The 16,213-nt window shown below is 63.3% G+C and carries 17 protein-coding genes; 3 read left to right on the forward strand and 14 right to left on the reverse strand.

The features are described 5' to 3' along the window. From APH36_RS02560 to ppc, 6 genes are all read right to left on the reverse strand, one after another. On the reverse strand, nucleotides 1–505 hold a 505-nt coding region (locus APH36_RS02560), incomplete at its 3' end, for an isocitrate lyase/phosphoenolpyruvate mutase family protein (RefSeq protein ID WP_177337070.1). Between the two features lie 28 nt (nucleotides 506–533). Beyond that, complete coding sequence (locus APH36_RS02565) at nucleotides 534–1,403, reverse strand: DUF72 domain-containing protein (protein WP_060497359.1); 870 nt, start codon at nucleotides 1,401–1,403, stop codon at nucleotides 534–536. 3 nt (nucleotides 1,404–1,406) lie between these two features. Then, a complete protein-coding gene (locus tag APH36_RS02570; RefSeq protein ID WP_060497360.1) occupies nucleotides 1,407–1,697 on the reverse strand; it encodes a hypothetical protein in 291 nt (96 codons plus the stop codon). 131 nt (nucleotides 1,698–1,828) lie between these two features. After that, on the reverse strand, nucleotides 1,829–2,503 hold the full coding sequence (gene tsaB / locus APH36_RS02575; RefSeq protein ID WP_060497361.1) for a tRNA (adenosine(37)-N6)-threonylcarbamoyltransferase complex dimerization subunit type 1 TsaB: 675 nt from the start codon (nucleotides 2,501–2,503) through the stop codon (nucleotides 1,829–1,831). Nucleotides 2,504–2,594: 91 nt separating this feature from the next. Beyond that, entirely contained in the window at nucleotides 2,595–3,245 is a 651-nt protein-coding gene (gene adk, locus APH36_RS02580; protein ID WP_016712963.1) for an adenylate kinase, read from the reverse strand. A 257-nt stretch (nucleotides 3,246–3,502) separates the two neighbouring features. Further along, a complete protein-coding gene (gene ppc / locus APH36_RS02585; protein ID WP_060497362.1) occupies nucleotides 3,503–6,130 on the reverse strand; it encodes a phosphoenolpyruvate carboxylase in 2,628 nt (875 codons plus the stop codon). Nucleotides 6,131–6,295: 165 nt separating this feature from the next. Between ppc and APH36_RS02590 the strand changes: the two genes are divergently transcribed. The 3 genes from APH36_RS02590 to APH36_RS02600 all read left to right on the forward strand — a co-directional run bounded on the left by APH36_RS02590 (nucleotide 6,296) and on the right by APH36_RS02600 (nucleotide 8,172). After that, nucleotides 6,296–6,640 (forward strand): hypothetical protein, encoded by a 345-nt coding sequence (locus APH36_RS02590; protein ID WP_060497363.1) that lies wholly within the window; start codon nucleotides 6,296–6,298, stop codon nucleotides 6,638–6,640. A gap of 276 nt (nucleotides 6,641–6,916) precedes the next feature. Then, nucleotides 6,917–7,330 carry a DUF4398 domain-containing protein gene (locus tag APH36_RS02595; RefSeq protein ID WP_060497364.1) on the forward strand — a complete coding sequence of 138 codons (414 nt, stop codon included), beginning with the start codon at nucleotides 6,917–6,919 and terminating at the stop codon, nucleotides 7,328–7,330. A 50-nt stretch (nucleotides 7,331–7,380) separates the two neighbouring features. Then, nucleotides 7,381–8,172: an OmpA family protein gene (locus tag APH36_RS02600; RefSeq protein ID WP_060497365.1), complete on the forward strand. Its 792-nt coding sequence runs from the start codon at nucleotides 7,381–7,383 to the stop codon at nucleotides 8,170–8,172. A 134-nt stretch (nucleotides 8,173–8,306) separates the two neighbouring features. Here APH36_RS02600 and APH36_RS02605 read toward each other — a convergent pair whose 3' ends face one another. From APH36_RS02605 to wspR, 8 genes are all read right to left on the reverse strand, one after another. Further along, entirely contained in the window at nucleotides 8,307–8,633 is a 327-nt protein-coding gene (locus APH36_RS02605) for a hypothetical protein (protein ID WP_060497366.1), read from the reverse strand. Then, on the reverse strand, nucleotides 8,630–9,553 hold the full coding sequence (locus tag APH36_RS02610) for an alpha/beta hydrolase (protein ID WP_060497367.1): 924 nt from the start codon (nucleotides 9,551–9,553) through the stop codon (nucleotides 8,630–8,632). The genes APH36_RS02605 and APH36_RS02610 overlap by 4 nt, the downstream gene beginning before the upstream one ends. Then, complete coding sequence (locus APH36_RS02615) at nucleotides 9,525–10,802, reverse strand: flavohemoglobin expression-modulating QEGLA motif protein (protein WP_060497368.1); 1,278 nt, start codon at nucleotides 10,800–10,802, stop codon at nucleotides 9,525–9,527. Before APH36_RS02615 ends, APH36_RS02610 begins: the two co-directional genes overlap by 29 nt. Before the next feature lie 73 nt (nucleotides 10,803–10,875). Continuing rightward, a complete protein-coding gene (locus tag APH36_RS02620; RefSeq protein WP_060497369.1) occupies nucleotides 10,876–11,424 on the reverse strand; it encodes a hypothetical protein in 549 nt (182 codons plus the stop codon). Nucleotides 11,425–11,453: 29 nt separating this feature from the next. After that, nucleotides 11,454–12,158, reverse strand: coding sequence for a TetR/AcrR family transcriptional regulator (locus APH36_RS02625; RefSeq protein ID WP_060497370.1), 705 nt, complete (start codon nucleotides 12,156–12,158; stop codon nucleotides 11,454–11,456). Nucleotides 12,159–12,363: 205 nt separating this feature from the next. Then, nucleotides 12,364–13,866: a lysine--tRNA ligase gene (lysS, locus tag APH36_RS02630; protein ID WP_019097638.1), complete on the reverse strand. Its 1,503-nt coding sequence runs from the start codon at nucleotides 13,864–13,866 to the stop codon at nucleotides 12,364–12,366. A 93-nt stretch (nucleotides 13,867–13,959) separates the two neighbouring features. Then, nucleotides 13,960–15,055, reverse strand: a protein-coding gene (prfB, locus tag APH36_RS31540) for a peptide chain release factor 2 (protein ID WP_097083287.1) whose coding sequence is annotated in 2 segments (ribosomal slippage) — nucleotides 13,960–14,982 and nucleotides 14,984–15,055 — 1,095 coding nt in all. Because the reading frame shifts where the segments join, the coding sequence is not laid out codon by codon here. A 116-nt stretch (nucleotides 15,056–15,171) separates the two neighbouring features. Beyond that, nucleotides 15,172–16,176, reverse strand: a complete 1,005-nt coding sequence (gene wspR, locus APH36_RS02640; protein WP_060497371.1) for a Wsp signal transduction system regulator diguanylate cyclase WspR — start codon at nucleotides 16,174–16,176, stop codon at nucleotides 15,172–15,174. Between the last annotated feature and the right edge of the window lie 37 nt (nucleotides 16,177–16,213).

A 16,213-nucleotide genomic window follows, 5' to 3' on the forward strand; every position in this document is an offset into this window, starting at 1 on the left:
TGTCGTCCAGGTCCATCCGCCCGTGCAGCAGGTTTTCTGCCCGGGCGCACAGGGTGAACGGGAACGGCAGGCTACGGGCAGCCTGCACCGCGGCGTGAACGCGCTCCACCGCCAGGCCAAAGTCATAGATGGGCGTTTCGCTACGGCCACTGGCATCCTCGATGGAGCCGCCCACCAAGCCCGCTTCAGCGGCACGCAAGATGGTATTGGCGCAATCCTCGGGCAGGTCGCCAAAGCCGTTTTCCAGGTCGGCAGCCACTGGCAAGGGGGTCGCATCGACAATCTCCCCGGCATTGTCCAGGGTGTCCTCCAGGTTCAAGGCACCTTCGGCATCCGGGCGGCCCAGGCTGAAGGCCAGGCCGGCACTGGTCGTGGCCAGCGCCTCGAAGCCCAGGCTGGCCAGCAACCTGGCGGAGCCGGCATCCCACGGGTTGGGGATGACGAACGCGCCATTACGTTCATGCAGTGCCTTGAAGGCTTCGGCTCGCAGGGTTTGCACATCCATGAATCAACCTCCGGCAGTCAGGGAAAGGTCAGAGTAGCCCCAATTGTTCGACCTCGGGCGCGCGCGGCAATTCAGGCAAAGAAGCGAGGCCCGGCAGGCGTGCCATCAGGCGTTGATGGAACCGCTGGGCCAGGGCTGCGGCCAGACGATTGTCCGAAGTGTGAAGGAAGATGTAAGGGCTGCGGCCCTCTTCGATCCAGGCGGCGACCTTTTCTACCCAAGGGGTAAGGAAGGCCTCGTTAGCCTCCAGCTCCGGGTGACCGATAAAGCGTACTTGCGGGTGCTGGCTGAAGGCTGCGGGGCGTGGTGGCACCTTGGGCTTCTTGGACTGCGCGTGCAAAACGGCCGTGTCACGCGAGGTGCAACTGAACAGCGCACGCGGGTCAAGGCAGATGCGCTCCACGCCGCGCTCGTGCAACAGGCGGTTGAGCAGGCGCTCGTCCTCACCCTTGGCGAAGAAGGCCTGGTTGCGAACTTCCACGGCCACCGGCGTACCGATTTCATCAAGGAAATGGCACAACTCGCCTAACCGTGATGGGCCGAACTGGGCCGGAAGCTGTAACCAGTATGGCGATACCCGCTGACCCAGCGGGGCCATCAGCCGGGTGAAATCGAAGGCAGCCTCAAGCTGGTCACGCAGATCGCCCTCGTGGCTGATGTCCCGCGGAAACTTGGCAGTGAAACGGAAGTGCTCGGGCATCACCTGCGCCCAGCGGGCAAGGGTGCCTGGGGCGGGGCGTGCGTAGAAGGTAGTATTGCCCTCGACAGCGTTGAACACCTGGCTGTAGAGGCCAAGCATCTCATTGCTGTTGACGTCGGCGGGGTACAGGTAGTCCCGCCAGGCGTTTTCACTCCACGACGGGCAACCGAGAAAGTAAGGCAGTGGTGATGGACTCATCCATCAAATGTACAGGTCGAGCCCCAGTACTTCCATGTCCCAGTCGGTAAAACCTGCAGTGCTCAAGTAGCTGGCCAGTGCGGTAGCCGTGCGGCGGTCTCTGGCGCGGGGAAAGATCATGTCCTGCTGGCGGGCCGGCAGGCCACCGCTGCGACGGCGGGCGGTGGCTTCCACGGGTGCATCCTGGCTGTCTTCGATCACTTCTGCGTCGTCGATGGCCTCGTCACGCACCGCTGCCTTGCGCGGTGTGCGCTTGATCAGGTAGGACTGCGATGAGAAACCGTCGATACGCATGGCATGAATACTCAGGACCAATGATGGCAATCTAACAGCATCAGAGTTCCGTCGCTAATGCTTAAGTGATAACTGGACCACAGATCGCGCAGAAGGTTTTGCTTTCACCGGCAGTAACCGACGAACAGCATTCACTGCTTCTTCGGCGTAGCTACATTATCGCGCAGGTATACCGGTTGCGCTTGGTCGGCGTCGATTGCCTCGCCACGGGCCCAGGCAAAGCTTGCCAGGCTGAGGATGTCCAGTGCATTGGGCAAGGCACTGGCATTGCTGGCTGCAACTTGCACGGCCAGGCGCTCGGCATAGCCCCAACCGGTGCCGGCGCCAAACCACTCACCAGCGCTGTCGGCTGGAAGCGCCACGTGCTCGGGCGGCAGCACCGCCTCATGCCCGACCAGGCGCATTTCGCCCGCTGTGGCCTGGTAGCACCCCCAATACACTTCATCCATGCGCGCATCGATGGCGGCTGCCACCTGCTGCACGCCCTGCTCGCGCAATGCGCCCTGGGCCAGCGCGGCCAGGTTGGAAACCGGCAGCACCGGGCGCTCCAGGGCGAAGGCCAGGCCCTGTACCACGCCAATGGCAATACGCACGCCGGTGAAGGCGCCCGGGCCGCGGCCAAAGGCTATGGCGTCCAGTTGATTCAGCGCAACGCCCGACTCGGCCAGCAGCTGCTTGATCATCGGCAGCAGCTTCTGCGCGTGCTGACGTGGGATCACCTCGTAATGGCTGGTTACCTTGCCGTCATGCAGCAGCGCGACGGAACAGGCTTCGGTGGCGGTATCCAGGGCCAGCAGGGTGGTCATCGAACAGGTATCCAGGAGCAGGGAAAAGAGCGGCAGTATAAACGACAACGGCCCGCTAGCGGGCCGTTGTCGATGGGCGTCAGGCGCTGGATCAGCTCAGGGCTGCCAGGACCTTGGCGGTGATGGCTTCAACCGAGCCGACACCTTCGATGTGGCTGTACTTCGGCTTGCCGGCGTTGGCGGCCGACAGCTTCTGATAGAAGTCCACCAGCGGCTTGGTCTGGCTGTGGTAGACCGACAGGCGATGGCGAACGGTTTCTTCCTTGTCGTCGTCGCGCTGGATCAGGTCTTCGCCAGTCTCGTCGTCCTTGCCTTCCACTTTCGGCGGGTTGTACTGAATGTGGTAGGTGCGGCCCGAGGCCAGGTGCACGCGACGGCCCGCCATGCGGCCAACGATTTCTTCGTCGTCCACGGCAATTTCGACCACGGCGTCGATGTCGACACCGGCAGCGACCATGGCTTCGGCTTGCGGGATGGTGCGTGGGAAGCCGTCGAACAGGCAGCCGTTGGCGCAATCTGGCTGAGCGATGCGCTCCTTGACCAGGCTGATGATCAGCTCGTCGGAGACCAGCTGGCCGGCATCCATGACTTTCTTCAGCTCCAGGCCCAGCGGGGTGCCGGCCTTGACAGCGGCACGCAGCATGTCACCGGTGGAGATCTGTGGAATACCGAACTTTTCGGTGATGAACTTTGCCTGAGTACCTTTACCGGCCCCGGGAGCTCCCAGCAGAATTACGCGCATCTTGTGCTCCTCAAATTTTTTTATGAAATTCAATGGATTCGGCAACCAGGGCCAAGTCCGGAAAATCGGGTATGACCCAAAATCGGTCAGAAGGCTGCTCAAGATACACAGCGCCCGGCAGCCAGACAAGCGTCCCAAAGTTGCAGGAATGCGCCACTTGCGGCTGACCTGGCAGGTGGTTGCGCCCGGCGCAACCACCCTCCCCTTACCCATGCAGGCTCTGCACGGCACACATACTCGGCAGCCTGCACGTGCCCTCAGCCGGTGTTGCGCAGCCCGGCGGCAATGCCCGCCACGGTCACCAGCAAGGCCTGCTCCAACGGGCTGTCCAGAGCGGCTTCGCGGCTGCGCGAGCGGGCCAGCAACTCGGCCTGCAGGCGGTGCAGCGGGTCCAGGTAGGTGTTGCGCAGGCTGATGAATTCCAGCGTTTCGGGGCTGTGCGCCAGTAGCACCGGCTGCCCGGTCAGGCCCAGTACCACCTCGCAGGACTGCGACAATAGGTCGCGCAGGTGTGCACCTAAAGGAAGCAAGTGCGGTTGCACTAGACGTTCGTCGTAGGCCTCGGCAATTTGCGCATCAGCCTTGGCCAGCACCATCTCCAGCATGTCGATACGGGTGCGGAAGAACGGCCACTGTTCGCGCATCTGCGCCAGCAGCTCGCCCTGGCCACGGGCCAATGCGTTGCTCAGCGCGGTTTCCCAGCCCAACCAGGCTGGCAGCATCAGGCGCGTCTGGGTCCAGCCGAAAATCCACGGGATGGCCCGCAGGCTTTCGATGCCTCCAGCGCGGCGCTTGGCTGGGCGACTGCCCAGTGGCAGGCGCCCCAACTCTTGCTCTGGCGTCGACTGGCGGAAGTATTCGACAAAGTCGGGGTTGTCCCGCACCACGCTGCGGTAGGCCTTCACGCCATCGGCAGCCAGCTGGTCCATCACCTCGCGCCACGCGGGCTGCGGAGGCGGTGGTGGCAACAGCGTAGCTTCGAGCACGGCAGCCAGGTACAGGTTGAGGTTTTGCTCGGCAATGCCCGGCAAGCCGAACTTGAAGCGGATCATCTCGCCCTGCTCGGTGGTGCGGAAACGTCCCGCCACCGACCCCGGCGGTTGCGACAGGATCGCCGCGTGGGCGGGGCCACCGCCGCGCCCTACCGTGCCGCCACGGCCGTGGAACAGCAGCAGTTCAACCTGATGTTCGGCACAAATGCGCACCAGGTTTTCCTGGGCCCGGTACTGCGCCCAGGCCGCCGCCGTAGTGCCGGCGTCCTTGGCCGAGTCGGAGTAGCCAATCATCACTTCCTGCGGGCCGCGCAGCCCGGCGCGGTAGCCTGGTAGGCCGAGCAGTCGCTGCATCACGGGGCCAGCGTTGTCCAGATCGGCCAGGGTTTCGAACAGCGGTACCACGCGCATGGGGCGGGTAAGGCCGGCTTCCTTCAGTAGCAGTTGCACCGCCAGCACATCCGAAGCGGCACCGGCCATGGAAATGACGTAGGAGCCCAGGGAGGCAGCCGGTGCGGCGGCGACTTCGCGACAGGTGGCCAGCACTTCGGCGGTATCCGCTTGCGGCTTGAAATGCGCAGGTAGCAGGGGCCGACGGTTCTTCAGCTCGGCCTGGAGGAATTCGATGCGCTGCTCTTCATCCCAGTCGGCATAGCGCCCCAGGCCCAGGTAGTCGGTGATCTCGGTCAGTGCGTCGCGGTGGCGAGCGGCGTCCTGGCGCACATCCAGGCGACCCAGGAACAGGCCAAAGGTCACGGCGCGGCGCAGGCAGTCCAGCAGCGGGCCTTCGGCGATCACGCCCATGCCGCATTCGTGCAGCGACTGGTAGCACAGCTCCAGCGGTGCGATCAGGTCGCGGTTATCCACCAGCACGTCGGCGCTGGCCGGTTGGCTGCTGGTCAATGCCGAATGCGCCCAGGCACGCGTGGCCCGTAGCCGGTCGCGCAACTGCTTGAGCACGGCGCGGTAGGGCTCGACACTGTCGCCAACCCGTTCGCGCAGCGCCTCGTTGGCCTGCTGCATGGACAGCTCCGCAGCCAGTGCATCGATGTCACGCAGGAACAGGTCGGCGGCCATCCAGCGGGCCAGCAGCAACACTTCGCGGGTGACGGCGGCAGTCACGTTGGGGTTGCCGTCACGGTCACCGCCCATCCACGAGGCAAAGCGGATTGGCGCGGCTTCAAGCGGCAGACGCAGGCCGGTGGCCTCCAGCAGCGCTTTATCGACCTTGCGCAGGTGACTGGGGATGGCGTGCCAGAGCGAATGCTCGATCACGGCAAAGCCCCACTTGGCTTCGTCTACCGGCGTGGGGCGGGTGCGGCGGATTTCTTCGGTGTGCCAGGCCTCGGCAATCAGCCGGCGCAGGCGTTCGCGTACCTGCTGGCGTTCGGCCGGAGTCAGGTCGCGGTGGTCCTGGGCAGCCAGCTGGCCGGCGATGGCGTCGTACTTCTGAATCAGGGTGCGGCGGGCCACTTCGGTGGGGTGTGCGGTCAGTACCAGCTGGATGTCGAGCTTGGCCAGTTGCCGGGCCAGGGCATCGTTGCCAAGCCCGGCCTGCTTCAGGCGCGCCAGCAACTCGGGCAGCACACGGGCCTCGAAGGGTTCGGGCTGGTCGGCATCTCGACGGCGGATCAACTGGTACTGCTCGGCCATGTTGGCCAGGTTGAGGAACTGGTTGAACGCCCTGGCCACGGGCAGCAGGTCTTCTTCGGCCAGGTCAGCCAGGGTCGAGCTCAGTTGCTCGCCGGGGCCACGCCGGTCGGCCTTGGCACTGTGGCGGATGTCCTCGATCTTCTGCAGGAACGCATCGCCATGCTGCTGGCGAATGGTTTCGCCCAGCAGCTCACCCAACACATGGACATCTTCACGCAAACGCACATCGATATCGGTCATTGGCCCTCTCTTTGGCGCGGCTCTGGCGCACTCCTGTACACAGCTCTCCCGAAGAGTGCCCCCAGGCTGGCGGCAATGGCAAGCCGTGATCGGCCAAAGCAAACTAAAGTGAAGGCATAGCACTCCCATGCCATGCAGCCTTAGCAGGCGTAACCAGAGGTCATCATGAAAATCCGTGAACTCGCCCAGCACTGGGAACAGAATGCCGCCGGCCCCCTCAGCCGCACGGGCCATGTCCTGCACCTTGACCTGGAGTCAGAGGCGCGTCTGGCCGCGCTGATCGACATGTACCCCAAACGCACCGCCGAGGAATTGCTCGGCGAACTGGTAGCCGCCGCCCTTGAAGAGGTGGAGGCCAGCTTCCCCTATGTGCAGGGCCGTCAAGTCATCGCCACCGATGAAGAAGGCGACCCGATGTACGAAGATGTGGGGCCTACCCCACGCTTTCTGTCACTCTCGCGCCAGCACCTGCACAGCCTGAGCAACACCGCAGGCGACAGCGACAAATAACCCCCGCGCCACCGTTCCGGGCCTGCTGGAGGCCCGGAATACCGCTTTCGCCCGCGAAAGTTCAAGAAAATGCTCGCTGACCAATCAGTCAGAAATAATTGCTCGTGCGGATCACTTTTTTCTGAACCATTCGAAAAACGATCGAGTCGGAGCTAATAGCCATCACGCTAAAACCCTGCACACCTGCCCTTGTGCACCGTTCAGCTGAAGCGCACGGATTTGTCAGGGAATGAGCGATGGACTGCTACGGACATCGTCGTAATCAGGAGTGATCCAATGGAGCTGACCACCATGAAAACCCGCACTAGCAAACTGTCATCCACTCACGTACGCGGGTTCAAGCTGGCCGCGCTGGCCCTGGGCAGTAGCCTGGTCCTGGCCGGCTGTGCAGGCAACCCGCCTACCGAGCAGTATGCCGTTACCCAGTCCGCCGTGAACGCTGCCGTCAGCGCTGGCGGTACCGAGTTCGCCGCCGTGGAGATGAAAGCGGCCCAGGACAAGTTCAAGCAGGCCGAGATCGCCATGCACGACAAAAAGTATGACGAAGCCAAAATGCTGGCCCAGCAAGCCGAGTGGGACGCACGCCTCGCCGAACGCAAGGCCCAGGCGGCCAAGGCCCAGAAGGCCGTGCAGGACGCCCGCCAGGGTGTCCAGGACGTACGTGAGGAAGGCCTGCGCAGCGCTCAGTGAGCCCTGCCCCGCCAACCTTAGCCTTCGCACACGATCAAAGGATGAACACTATGCGCAATTACGTCATGATTCCCGCCCTGCTGGCCCTGAGCGTCGGTCTTGCTGCCTGCTCGCACGACCCTAACGCCAACCTGGAGGCGGCCCGCACCAACTTCTCCTCGCTACAGAGCGACCCGCAATCGAGCAAGGTGGCGGCGCTGGAGACCAAGGACGCCCAGGACTGGCTGAACAAGGCTGACAAGGCCTACATGGACCGCGAAGACCAGAAGAAGGTCGACCAGCTCGCCTACCTGACCAACCAGCGTGTCGAGGTGGCCAAGCAGACCATCGCCCTGCGTACCGCCGAAGGCGAGCTGAAAAACGCCGCCGCACAACGCGCCCAGGCCAAGCTGGACGCCCGCGACGCACAGATCGCCAAGCTGCAGGACAGCCTCAACGCCAAGCAGACCGACCGCGGTACGCTGGTCACCTTCGGTGACGTGCTGTTCGACTTCAACAAGGCCGAACTCAAGAGCAACGCCTACCCGAACATCACCAAGCTGGCCCAGTTCCTTCAGGAAAACCCTGAGCGCAAGGTGATTGTCGAGGGCTACACCGACAGCGTCGGCTCGGCCAGCTACAACCAGAGCCTGTCCGAACGCCGCGCGGGTTCCGTGCGCATGGCGCTGGTGCGTGCCGGCGTAGACCCTGCGCGCATCGTCGCCCAGGGTTACGGTAAGGAGTACCCGGTAGCGGACAACGGCAGCAATTCGGGCCGGGCGCAGAACCGCCGGGTGGAGGTGACCATCTCCAATGACAACCAGCCGGTGGCACCGCGTACGGTGAGCCAGGTTCAGCAGTAACGCAGGCTAACCCCGACCCCGCCCTCTAGGCGGGGTTTTTGTTTGTCCGCCGGTAATGTTCTGGCGCCAGCGAGATCGAGCGCCACGCGGGCGGCGCTCGATCTCACAGGCGCAAAAAATGCTGCGCCGAACACTCACTTCACCTGCTGCGGGGTGTCCTCGCCCATGCAGCGCACCGCACGCTTGCGGTTGTCCACCAGCACGCCGGTCAGGCCTTTCTGCTGGGTGTCGAACAGCACCAGCACACCATCGACGCACTGGGCCACTTGCGGCGCCGGGTCCAGCGAAACCTTGTAGTCCTCGCCCGGAATGGTCTTGAGCATGGTGAAGTCCTGCAACAACAGGGCATCCTCGGGTTTGGCGAAATGCAGGTAACCGTAGTACCACAAGGCCCCCACCGTCACGATGATACTGCCGACGCCGGTCAGGATCAGCGGGATGGCGTTGCGTTCTTCACTCATTGCTTGTTCTTCTCGTCAGGGTAATTGGGCACTTCGGCCAGGCGCCGAAGGCCGTTGAAATGGCTGGGGTCGTCAAGGAAACGCAGCATCACCTGGCGCCAGGTAGGGTCGGCGAAGGTCTGCACATGGCCGCCTCGGGTCAGTTGCAGGACTCGTGGTGGCGGCGCGTGCTGGTACAGGCGGATGCCGTTGTCCATCGGCACCAGGTTGTCGTCGATGCTGTGGAAGAATAGCTTGGGCGGGCTGCTCAACTGCTCGATCGAACGGATCGCACTGTCGCCGTCCGGCACCAGCCACGACAGCGGCACCTGCAACGGCCAGGTCATCCATGACGTGCTGAGGGCATAGCGCCCCACCCCACGGTAACTGGCCGGTACGCCATCGAACACCAAGGCGCTGAAGCGCTGGCGCTGCTCGGGATGGGCCGCCAGGTAGTGGATTGCCATGGCACCGCCAAGGCTTTGCCCCAGCAGCACCAACGGCTTGCCCTTGACCTCGGGTGCCTGGTCCAGCCAGGCCATGGCCGCCGCGATGTCTTCATACACCTCTGGCAGGGACGGTGTGCCCTGCGACAGGCCATAGCCGCGGTAATCGATCATCAGCACCTGGTAGCCCTGCTCCGGCAGCCAATAGCTACCCCCCAGGTGCCCAGGCAGGTTGCCGCCGTTGCCGTGCAAATGCAGTACCGTGCCCTTCACCTCGACACCCGCCTTGGCCGGCAACCACCAGCCGTGCAGGCGCAGGCCGTCCGACGTGGCAAGGGTGACATCGCGGTAGTCGAGTTTGGCCCGTTCGGGGGTGAATGCCTGGCCACGCTCGGGATAGAACAGCAGGCTGCTGCAGCCGCCAAGGCCCAGCAGGACCAGGCCAAGCGCCAGCAGGCGGCAGCACTCAGAGAATGTTCGCGTAGTCGGCTTCAATACGGTCCAGGCTCAGGTGGTTGAGGAAGTTGGAGAAGCACATCCAGGCCGACAGTGCGTTAAGGTCGCGGAACTGTTCGGGCAGGTACTTGGGGGGCTCGACCAGCCCCTCCTCCACCAACTGGCGCAAGGTGCGCATGTCTTCCAGCGTGGTCTTGCCACAGAACAGCAACGGGATCTGTTCGAGCTTGCCCTTCTTCACGGCCAACTGAATGTAGTTGTAAACCATGATGAAGCCTTTGAGGTAGGACAAGTCCTTGGTGAATGGCAGGCCATTGGGCACCGAGCCGCGGAACACCCGGCTGGCGTTGCTGTAGCTCTGCGACATCTCGAAGCCTTGCTCGCGGAAGAAATTGAACACCTGGAGAAAATCGGCGCCCTCCTCGACCATGTGGATGGCGCGGGTGCGATTGGTGAGCTTGCGCAGGCGGCTGGGGTAGGAAGCAAAGGCGATGACCTCCATGAGAATCGCCAGGCCTTCCTGGGTTACCGTCGACGAGGGCGGGCCCTTGGCCAGGAAGGTGCAGATCGGCTGGTTCAGGCCGTTGAGCGTGGTGCCCACATGGACCAGCCCTTCGTGCACTTCCAGGGCACGCACATCGCGGCTGTTGAACATGGCATCGGCGCGCACCTTGATGTAGTCGGCGCCAGCGGCGGCATCGGCCACGATCCCGTCAGATTCGAATACCCGAATGGTTTCCTCGGCTTCACCGAACACCTTGTTCAGCCGGCGCTGGAGGATATCCACGGCCTCCTTGGCGGTGAGGTTTTTCGGTTCGTCCTTGAGATCGCCACGGCCATCGATGTTGTTCAGGTAATCCGAGAGCATCAGGCCGAGGTCGGCCAAGGTCGGGTCACCGGCGTGGAAGGCATCGGAGGCGGCGCCGTACAGTTCCTGAGAGATGAGGCCGAAGTCCTCGGTGCCACGCGCTTCGAGCATGCGCACCACCATGCGGTATTCGCGGCACATGCGCTTCATGATCTGCCCGACCGGGTTGAACTGGCCAAGCTGGCGAATGATGTCGCGCTCGATGGCCTGGAACTCGGCCTTGACCGCCCCAGAGTCGAACGCCAGCGGGCGCGACTGGTAATAAGCGCGGTCGACGGCCGGCGGCTCCTTGCCCTTGGCCTTGAGGAAGCCCTGGCGAATGTTGTCGTCCCACTTCACCGCGTCCAATACCCGGATCGGGGTCTGGGCCGCAACGATGCGGTCGGACAAAGCGCGGATGGTTTGCTGGTATTCGTCCACCGGGGACTCCTTTCTAGTACACGAAACCTGCACCGGCCTCTTCGCGGGCAAGCCCGCGAAGAGGCCGACGCGGTCATTTGCCAGTACGCTGGAACCGCGCCACTTCAACGAACAGGTCGGAGTTGGCCGGGTCGTCCAGGTACGCCAGCACCCGCGCAGCCGGGCTGTCGATCAGCACGCCGTCGCCGTTGTCTTCCGGCACCTCGGTGCCACGCCCGGTCAGTTCCTTCTTGTCCACCGCCTGCTGCACCTGCTCGACGTCCAGGTTGTACACCACCAGTTCCTTGCCATCGACGATATCGAAACCGCCAATCAGGAAGTTGCCACCCAAGCGCTTGGGCACGCCGGCCGACAGGTACCAGCGGTTGCCGTGGCGGGAAACGGTGAATACATATTCCTCGGGCTTCTTGCCCTTGGCCGTGGCAACGGCCTTGTAGGCATCTGCACCGCTGCGGCTGATGGTCAGCTTCAGCGGCTCGCCCCAGGCGTCCTTGCTGCTCCACTTGCCCAACAGGGCCTTGGGCGCCGTCTGGTTACTCGGCAACGGCTCATGGAAGGTCACCAGACAACCGCCCAGCAGCAGGAATGACAAAGTCAACAGCACCACACGCCAGGCTTTCATCAGGTTCTCCTTGAAAAGTCGGTCTCGGCTCAGGCCGACGCCAGCACCAGCTGCAGGTATCGGGTAAGCATAGCGAGCATCTGCCCATCGGCTTGCGCATTCGCATCCTTGAGCAGGCCCTGATATTCCATCTGCTCGATAATCGCCGTCAACATTTGGGCGTCCTGTTCCGGTTGCCGCGAACCCACCACCTGCAGCAATTGCCGAGTACCGTGCAACAGGATCTGCTCATGGGCACGTACCAGCTCGGCCAGCCGTGGGCACAGCAATGCCTCCTGACGGAAGGCCTGTTCGGCCATCAGGAAGTCGCGCCGGGTCAACAGTTGCCGCTGTACATAGTCGGCCGTCATGCGGGCTACATCGTCAGCCAGCCGCGCCCGTGCCTGCGGGGTGCCGTCACCCTGGGCCAGCAACTGGCGCAACACGACCTCGGTATTGGCCCACAGCTTGGCCATGTAGGCCGCGCTGCGCTCGACGTACTGGGCGAAGGTGTCGGTGAGCAGGTCCTCGATGTCCTTGAAGTAGTAGGTGGTGGCCGACAGCGGCACAGCGGCCTCGGAGGCCACGGCACGGTGGCGCACCCCGCGCACGCCATCGCGCACGACGATGCGCATGGCGGCGTCAAGGATCAGCTGGCGGCGCTGTTCGCTGCCTTGGCGGGCAGTCTTGCGGCCTTGGTATTGCACGCTTTCGGCGACGGCGGTGGCGATGCCGGCGGCGCCCTGGTCAGGCATGGCGGGTGTCACGGGGATACCTCATGGGCAGTGTTTCGTCAGTGCCGGCCTCTTCGCGGCTAAAGCCGCTCCTACAAGGACCGCACAGCATTCACGCCTTGCGCAACCGTTGTAGGAGCGGCTTTAGCCGCGAAGAGGCCAGTACAGACAACATAAAGCTTCAGGCAAGAAAAAGCCGCCTCGAAAGGCGGCTCGTTCACAACACTCAGGCCTGCGGACGCATGTGCGGGAACAGGATCACGTCGCGGATCGACGGCGAGTTGGTCAGCAGCATCACCAGACGGTCAATGCCGATGCCTTCACCGGCGGTCGGCGGCATGCCGTACTCCAGGGCGCGCACGAAGTCGGCGTCGTAGTGCATGGCTTCGTCGTCACCGGCGTCCTTCTCGGCCACCTGGGCCAGGAAGCGCTCGGCCTGGTCTTCGGCATCGTTGAGCTCGGAGTAGGCGTTGGCGATTTCGCGGCCACCGATGAACAGCTCGAAGCGGTCGGTAACTGCCGGGTTGTCGTCGTTACGGCGGGCCAGCGGCGACACTTCGAACGGGTACTCGGTAATGAAGTGCGGCTGCTCCAGCTTGTGCTCGACCAGCTCTTCGAAAATCATCACCTGCAGCTTGCCCAGGCCTTCGTGGCCCAGCACCTTGGCACCGGCCTTCCTGGCGATGTCGCGGGCGCGGTCGACGTCCTGCAGGTCGGCAGCGGTCAGCTCCGGGTTGTACTTGAGGATCGAGTCGAACACCGACAGGCGGGCGAACGGTTCGCCGAAGTGGAACACCTTGTCGCCGTACGGCACGTCGGTGCTGCCTAGTACCAGCAGCGCCAGTTCGCGGAACAGTTCCTCGGTGAGGTCCATGTTGTCGCGGTAGTCGGCGTAGGCCTGGTAGAACTCAAGCATGGTGAATTCTGGGTTGTGACGGGTCGAAACGCCTTCGTTACGGAAGTTGCGGTTGATCTCGAACACCTTCTCGAAGCCACCCACGACCAGGCGCTTGAGGTACAGCTCCGGCGCGATACGCAGGAACATGGCCATGTCCAGGGCGTTGTGGTGGGTTTCGAACGGCTTGGCCGCGGCACCACCCGGGATGGTCTGCAGCATCGGGGTTTCCACTTCGAGGAAGTCACGCTCGATGAGGAACTTGCGGATGTGCGAGATCACCTGCGAACGCACACGGAAGGTGTGGCGGGTTTCTTCGTTGACCATCAGGTCGACGTAACGCTGGCGGTAGCGCTGTTCGGTGTCGGTGAGGCCGTGGTGCTTGTCGGGCAGTGGGCGCAGCGACTTGGTCAGCAGGCGCACGTTGGTCATTTCGACGTACAGGTCGCCCTTGCCGGAGCGGGCCAGGGTGCCTTCGGCGCTGATGATGTCGCCCAGGTCCCAGGTTTTGACGGCGGCCAGGGTTTCTTCTGGCAGGGTTTTGCGGTTGACGTAGACCTGGATACGACCGGTCATGTCCTGGATCACCATGAACGAGCCACGGTTGAGCATGATACGGCCGGCTACCTTGACCGGGATCGCGGCTGCTTCCAGCTCTTCCTTGGTCTTGTCCGCGTACTGCTTCTGCAGGTCGTTGCAGTAGCTGTCGCGACGGAAGTCGTTGGGGAAGGCGTTGCCCTTGGCACGCTCGGCGGCAAGTTTTTCCTTGCGCAGGGCGATCAGGGCGTTTTCTTCCTGTTGCAGGTCTTGCGATTCGGTCTTGAGGTCGCTCATGTCGTCATTCTTTCCATCAGGTATTCGTTGCCCTTTTCGGGCAGGGCACGCGATACCGGCGGGTAGCCAGGTATCGCGGCAGTGGTGTGCGGCTTACAGCCCTTGCTTGAGGCTCGCTTCCAGGTACTGGTCGAGGTCGCCGTCCAGCACCTTCTGGCAATCGCTGCGCTCGACGCCGGTACGCAAGTCCTTGATGCGCGAGTCATCCAGCACGTACGAGCGGATCTGGTGGCCCCAGCCGATGTCCGACTTGCTGTCTTCCAGCGCCTGCGAGGCGGCGTTGCGCTTCTGCATTTCCAGCTCGTACAACTTGGCCCGCAGCATTTTCATGGCGGTGTCCTTGTTGGCGTGCTGGGAACGTTCGTTCTGGCAGGCCACCACGGTGTTGGTCGGCACGTGGGTGATACGGACGGCCGAGTCGGTGGTGTTCACGTGCTGACCACCGGCACCGGAGGAGCGGTAGGTGTCGATACGCAGGTCGGACGGGTTGATCTCGATTTCGACCTTGTCGTCGATTTCGGGCGACACGAACACTGCCGAGAACGAGGTGTGACGACGAGCACCGGAGTCGAACGGGCTCTTGCGCACCAGACGGTGCACGCCGATTTCAGTCCGCAGCCAGCCGAAGGCGTATTCACCCTTGATGTGTACGGTCGCGCCTTTGATACCGGCGACTTCGCCTTCGGACAGCTCGATGATGGTGGCATCGAAACCACGCTTGTCGGCCCAGCGCAGGTACATGCGCAGCAGGATGTTGGCCCAGTCCTGCGCTTCGGTACCACCGGAGCCGGCCTGGATGTCCAGGTAGGCGTTGTTCATGTCCATCTCGCCGCTGAACATGCGACGGAACTCAAGCTGGGCCAGGTTTTCTTCCAGGCCTTCCAGCTCGGTCACGACATCGCTGACGGCGCCTTCGTCATTTTCCTCGACGGCCATGTCGAGCAGGTCCTGGCAGTCGCCCAGGCCGTTGGACAGCTTGTCCAGGGTCTCGACGACCTGGGCCAGCATGGCACGCTCACGGCCCAGGGCCTGGGCGTACTCGGGCTTGTTCCAGACGTTGGGGTCTTCCAGCTCGCGGTTGACTTCGATCAGGCGGTCATGCTTGTGATCGTAGTCAAAGATACCCCCGAATTGACTGGGAACGCTCGGTGAGGTCCTTGATGGTGTTCAGGATCGGTTGGATTTCCATGGGCTGGCTACTCGTGCGAATACGGTGAAAAGCCCGCGAGTATAACCGAGTCCGCCGCACGGCGGCAGACCCGCCGGGCAGTCAACAGCCGCGAAAAAACCAACAGAAAACCCCTGTCAGGCGATGCCGACCTGGTTACGGCCGCCATTCTTGGCCAGGTACAGGCCTTTGTCCGCCGCCGAGATCAACTGCCGGCAATGGCTGCCGACGGCCGGGGTCTGGGTGGCCAAGCCAATGCTCACGGTCAGGTACGAGTCGGCCACTGGCGCGGTATGCGGGATGCCCAGCCCCAATACGGTCTGGCGCAGCTTCTCGGCCACCAGGCGTGCCCCACCAGGCGAGGTGTTGGGCAGCACCAGGGCAAACTCCTCGCCGCCGTAACGTGCCGGCAGGTCGGTGGGCCGCGAACACGAAGCCCGAATGGCTTCGGCGACCTGGCGCAACGCCTCGTCGCCGGCCAGGTGACCAAAGCTGTCGTTATAGGCCTTGAAGTAGTCGACGTCGATCATCAGCAACGACAACTGCTGTTGTTCACGCATCGCCCGACGCCATTCCAGCTCCAGGTACTCGTCGAAGTGGCGGCGGTTGGACAGCCCGGTCAGGCCATCGGAGTTCATCAGACGCTGCAGCATCAGGTTGGAATCGAGCAACTGCTGCTGGCTGACGCGCAGGGCACGGTAGGCCTCGTCGCGTTGTAGCAGGGTGAGGTACGAGCGCGAGTGGTAGCGGATACGCGCCACCAGCTCGATGGTGTCGGGCAGCTTGACCAGGTAATCGTTGGCACCGGCGGCAAAGGCCGCGCTCTTGACCAGCGGGTCTTCCTTGGTCGACAGAACGATGATCGGGATGTCCTGGGTCGCCGGGTTGTTACGGTACTCGCGCACCAGGGTCAAGCCGTCCAGGCCAGGCATGATCAGGTCCTGGAGGATAACCGTGGGCTTGATGCGCATGGCCTGGGCCACCGCCTGGTGCGGGTCGGCGCAGAAGTGGAAGTCGATGTTGTCTTCATTGGCCAGGCCACGCCGCACCGCTTCGCCGATCATGGCCTGGTCATCGACCAGCAGCACCATCGCCGAGTTTTCGTTGGGGGTCGCGAAACCTTCGATCGGTAAATCAATCATACCTGTTCACCCGATCACGACCGGTCTGGCGGCGTGA

It is taken from the genome of Pseudomonas sp. NBRC 111133 (assembly GCF_001320605.1).
Taxonomy (GTDB): domain Bacteria; phylum Pseudomonadota; class Gammaproteobacteria; order Pseudomonadales; family Pseudomonadaceae; genus Aquipseudomonas; species Aquipseudomonas monteilii.

Bases quoted from the DNA above. Each gene is read 5' to 3' on its own strand.
- APH36_RS02565 (WP_060497359.1), bottom strand. From the start codon at position 1,403: ATGAGTCCATCACCACTGCCTTACTTTCTCGGTTGCCCGTCGTGGAGT.
- APH36_RS02570 (WP_060497360.1), bottom strand. From the start codon at position 1,697: ATGCGTATCGACGGTTTCTCATCGCAGTCCTACCTGATCAAGCGCACA.
- tsaB (WP_060497361.1), bottom strand. From the start codon at position 2,503: ATGACCACCCTGCTGGCCCTGGATACCGCCACCGAAGCCTGTTCCGTC.
- adk (WP_016712963.1), bottom strand. From the start codon at position 3,245: ATGCGCGTAATTCTGCTGGGAGCTCCCGGGGCCGGTAAAGGTACTCAG.
- ppc (WP_060497362.1), bottom strand. From the start codon at position 6,130: ATGACCGATATCGATGTGCGTTTGCGTGAAGATGTCCATGTGTTGGGT.
- APH36_RS02590 (WP_060497363.1), top strand. From the start codon at position 6,296: ATGAAAATCCGTGAACTCGCCCAGCACTGGGAACAGAATGCCGCCGGC.
- APH36_RS02595 (WP_060497364.1), top strand. From the start codon at position 6,917: ATGGAGCTGACCACCATGAAAACCCGCACTAGCAAACTGTCATCCACT.
- APH36_RS02600 (WP_060497365.1), top strand. From the start codon at position 7,381: ATGCGCAATTACGTCATGATTCCCGCCCTGCTGGCCCTGAGCGTCGGT.
- APH36_RS02605 (WP_060497366.1), bottom strand. From the start codon at position 8,633: ATGAGTGAAGAACGCAACGCCATCCCGCTGATCCTGACCGGCGTCGGC.
- APH36_RS02620 (WP_060497369.1), bottom strand. From the start codon at position 11,424: ATGAAAGCCTGGCGTGTGGTGCTGTTGACTTTGTCATTCCTGCTGCTG.
- APH36_RS02625 (WP_060497370.1), bottom strand. From the start codon at position 12,158: ATGCCTGACCAGGGCGCCGCCGGCATCGCCACCGCCGTCGCCGAAAGC.
- lysS (WP_019097638.1), bottom strand. From the start codon at position 13,866: ATGAGCGACCTCAAGACCGAATCGCAAGACCTGCAACAGGAAGAAAAC.
- wspR (WP_060497371.1), bottom strand. From the start codon at position 16,176: ATGATTGATTTACCGATCGAAGGTTTCGCGACCCCCAACGAAAACTCG.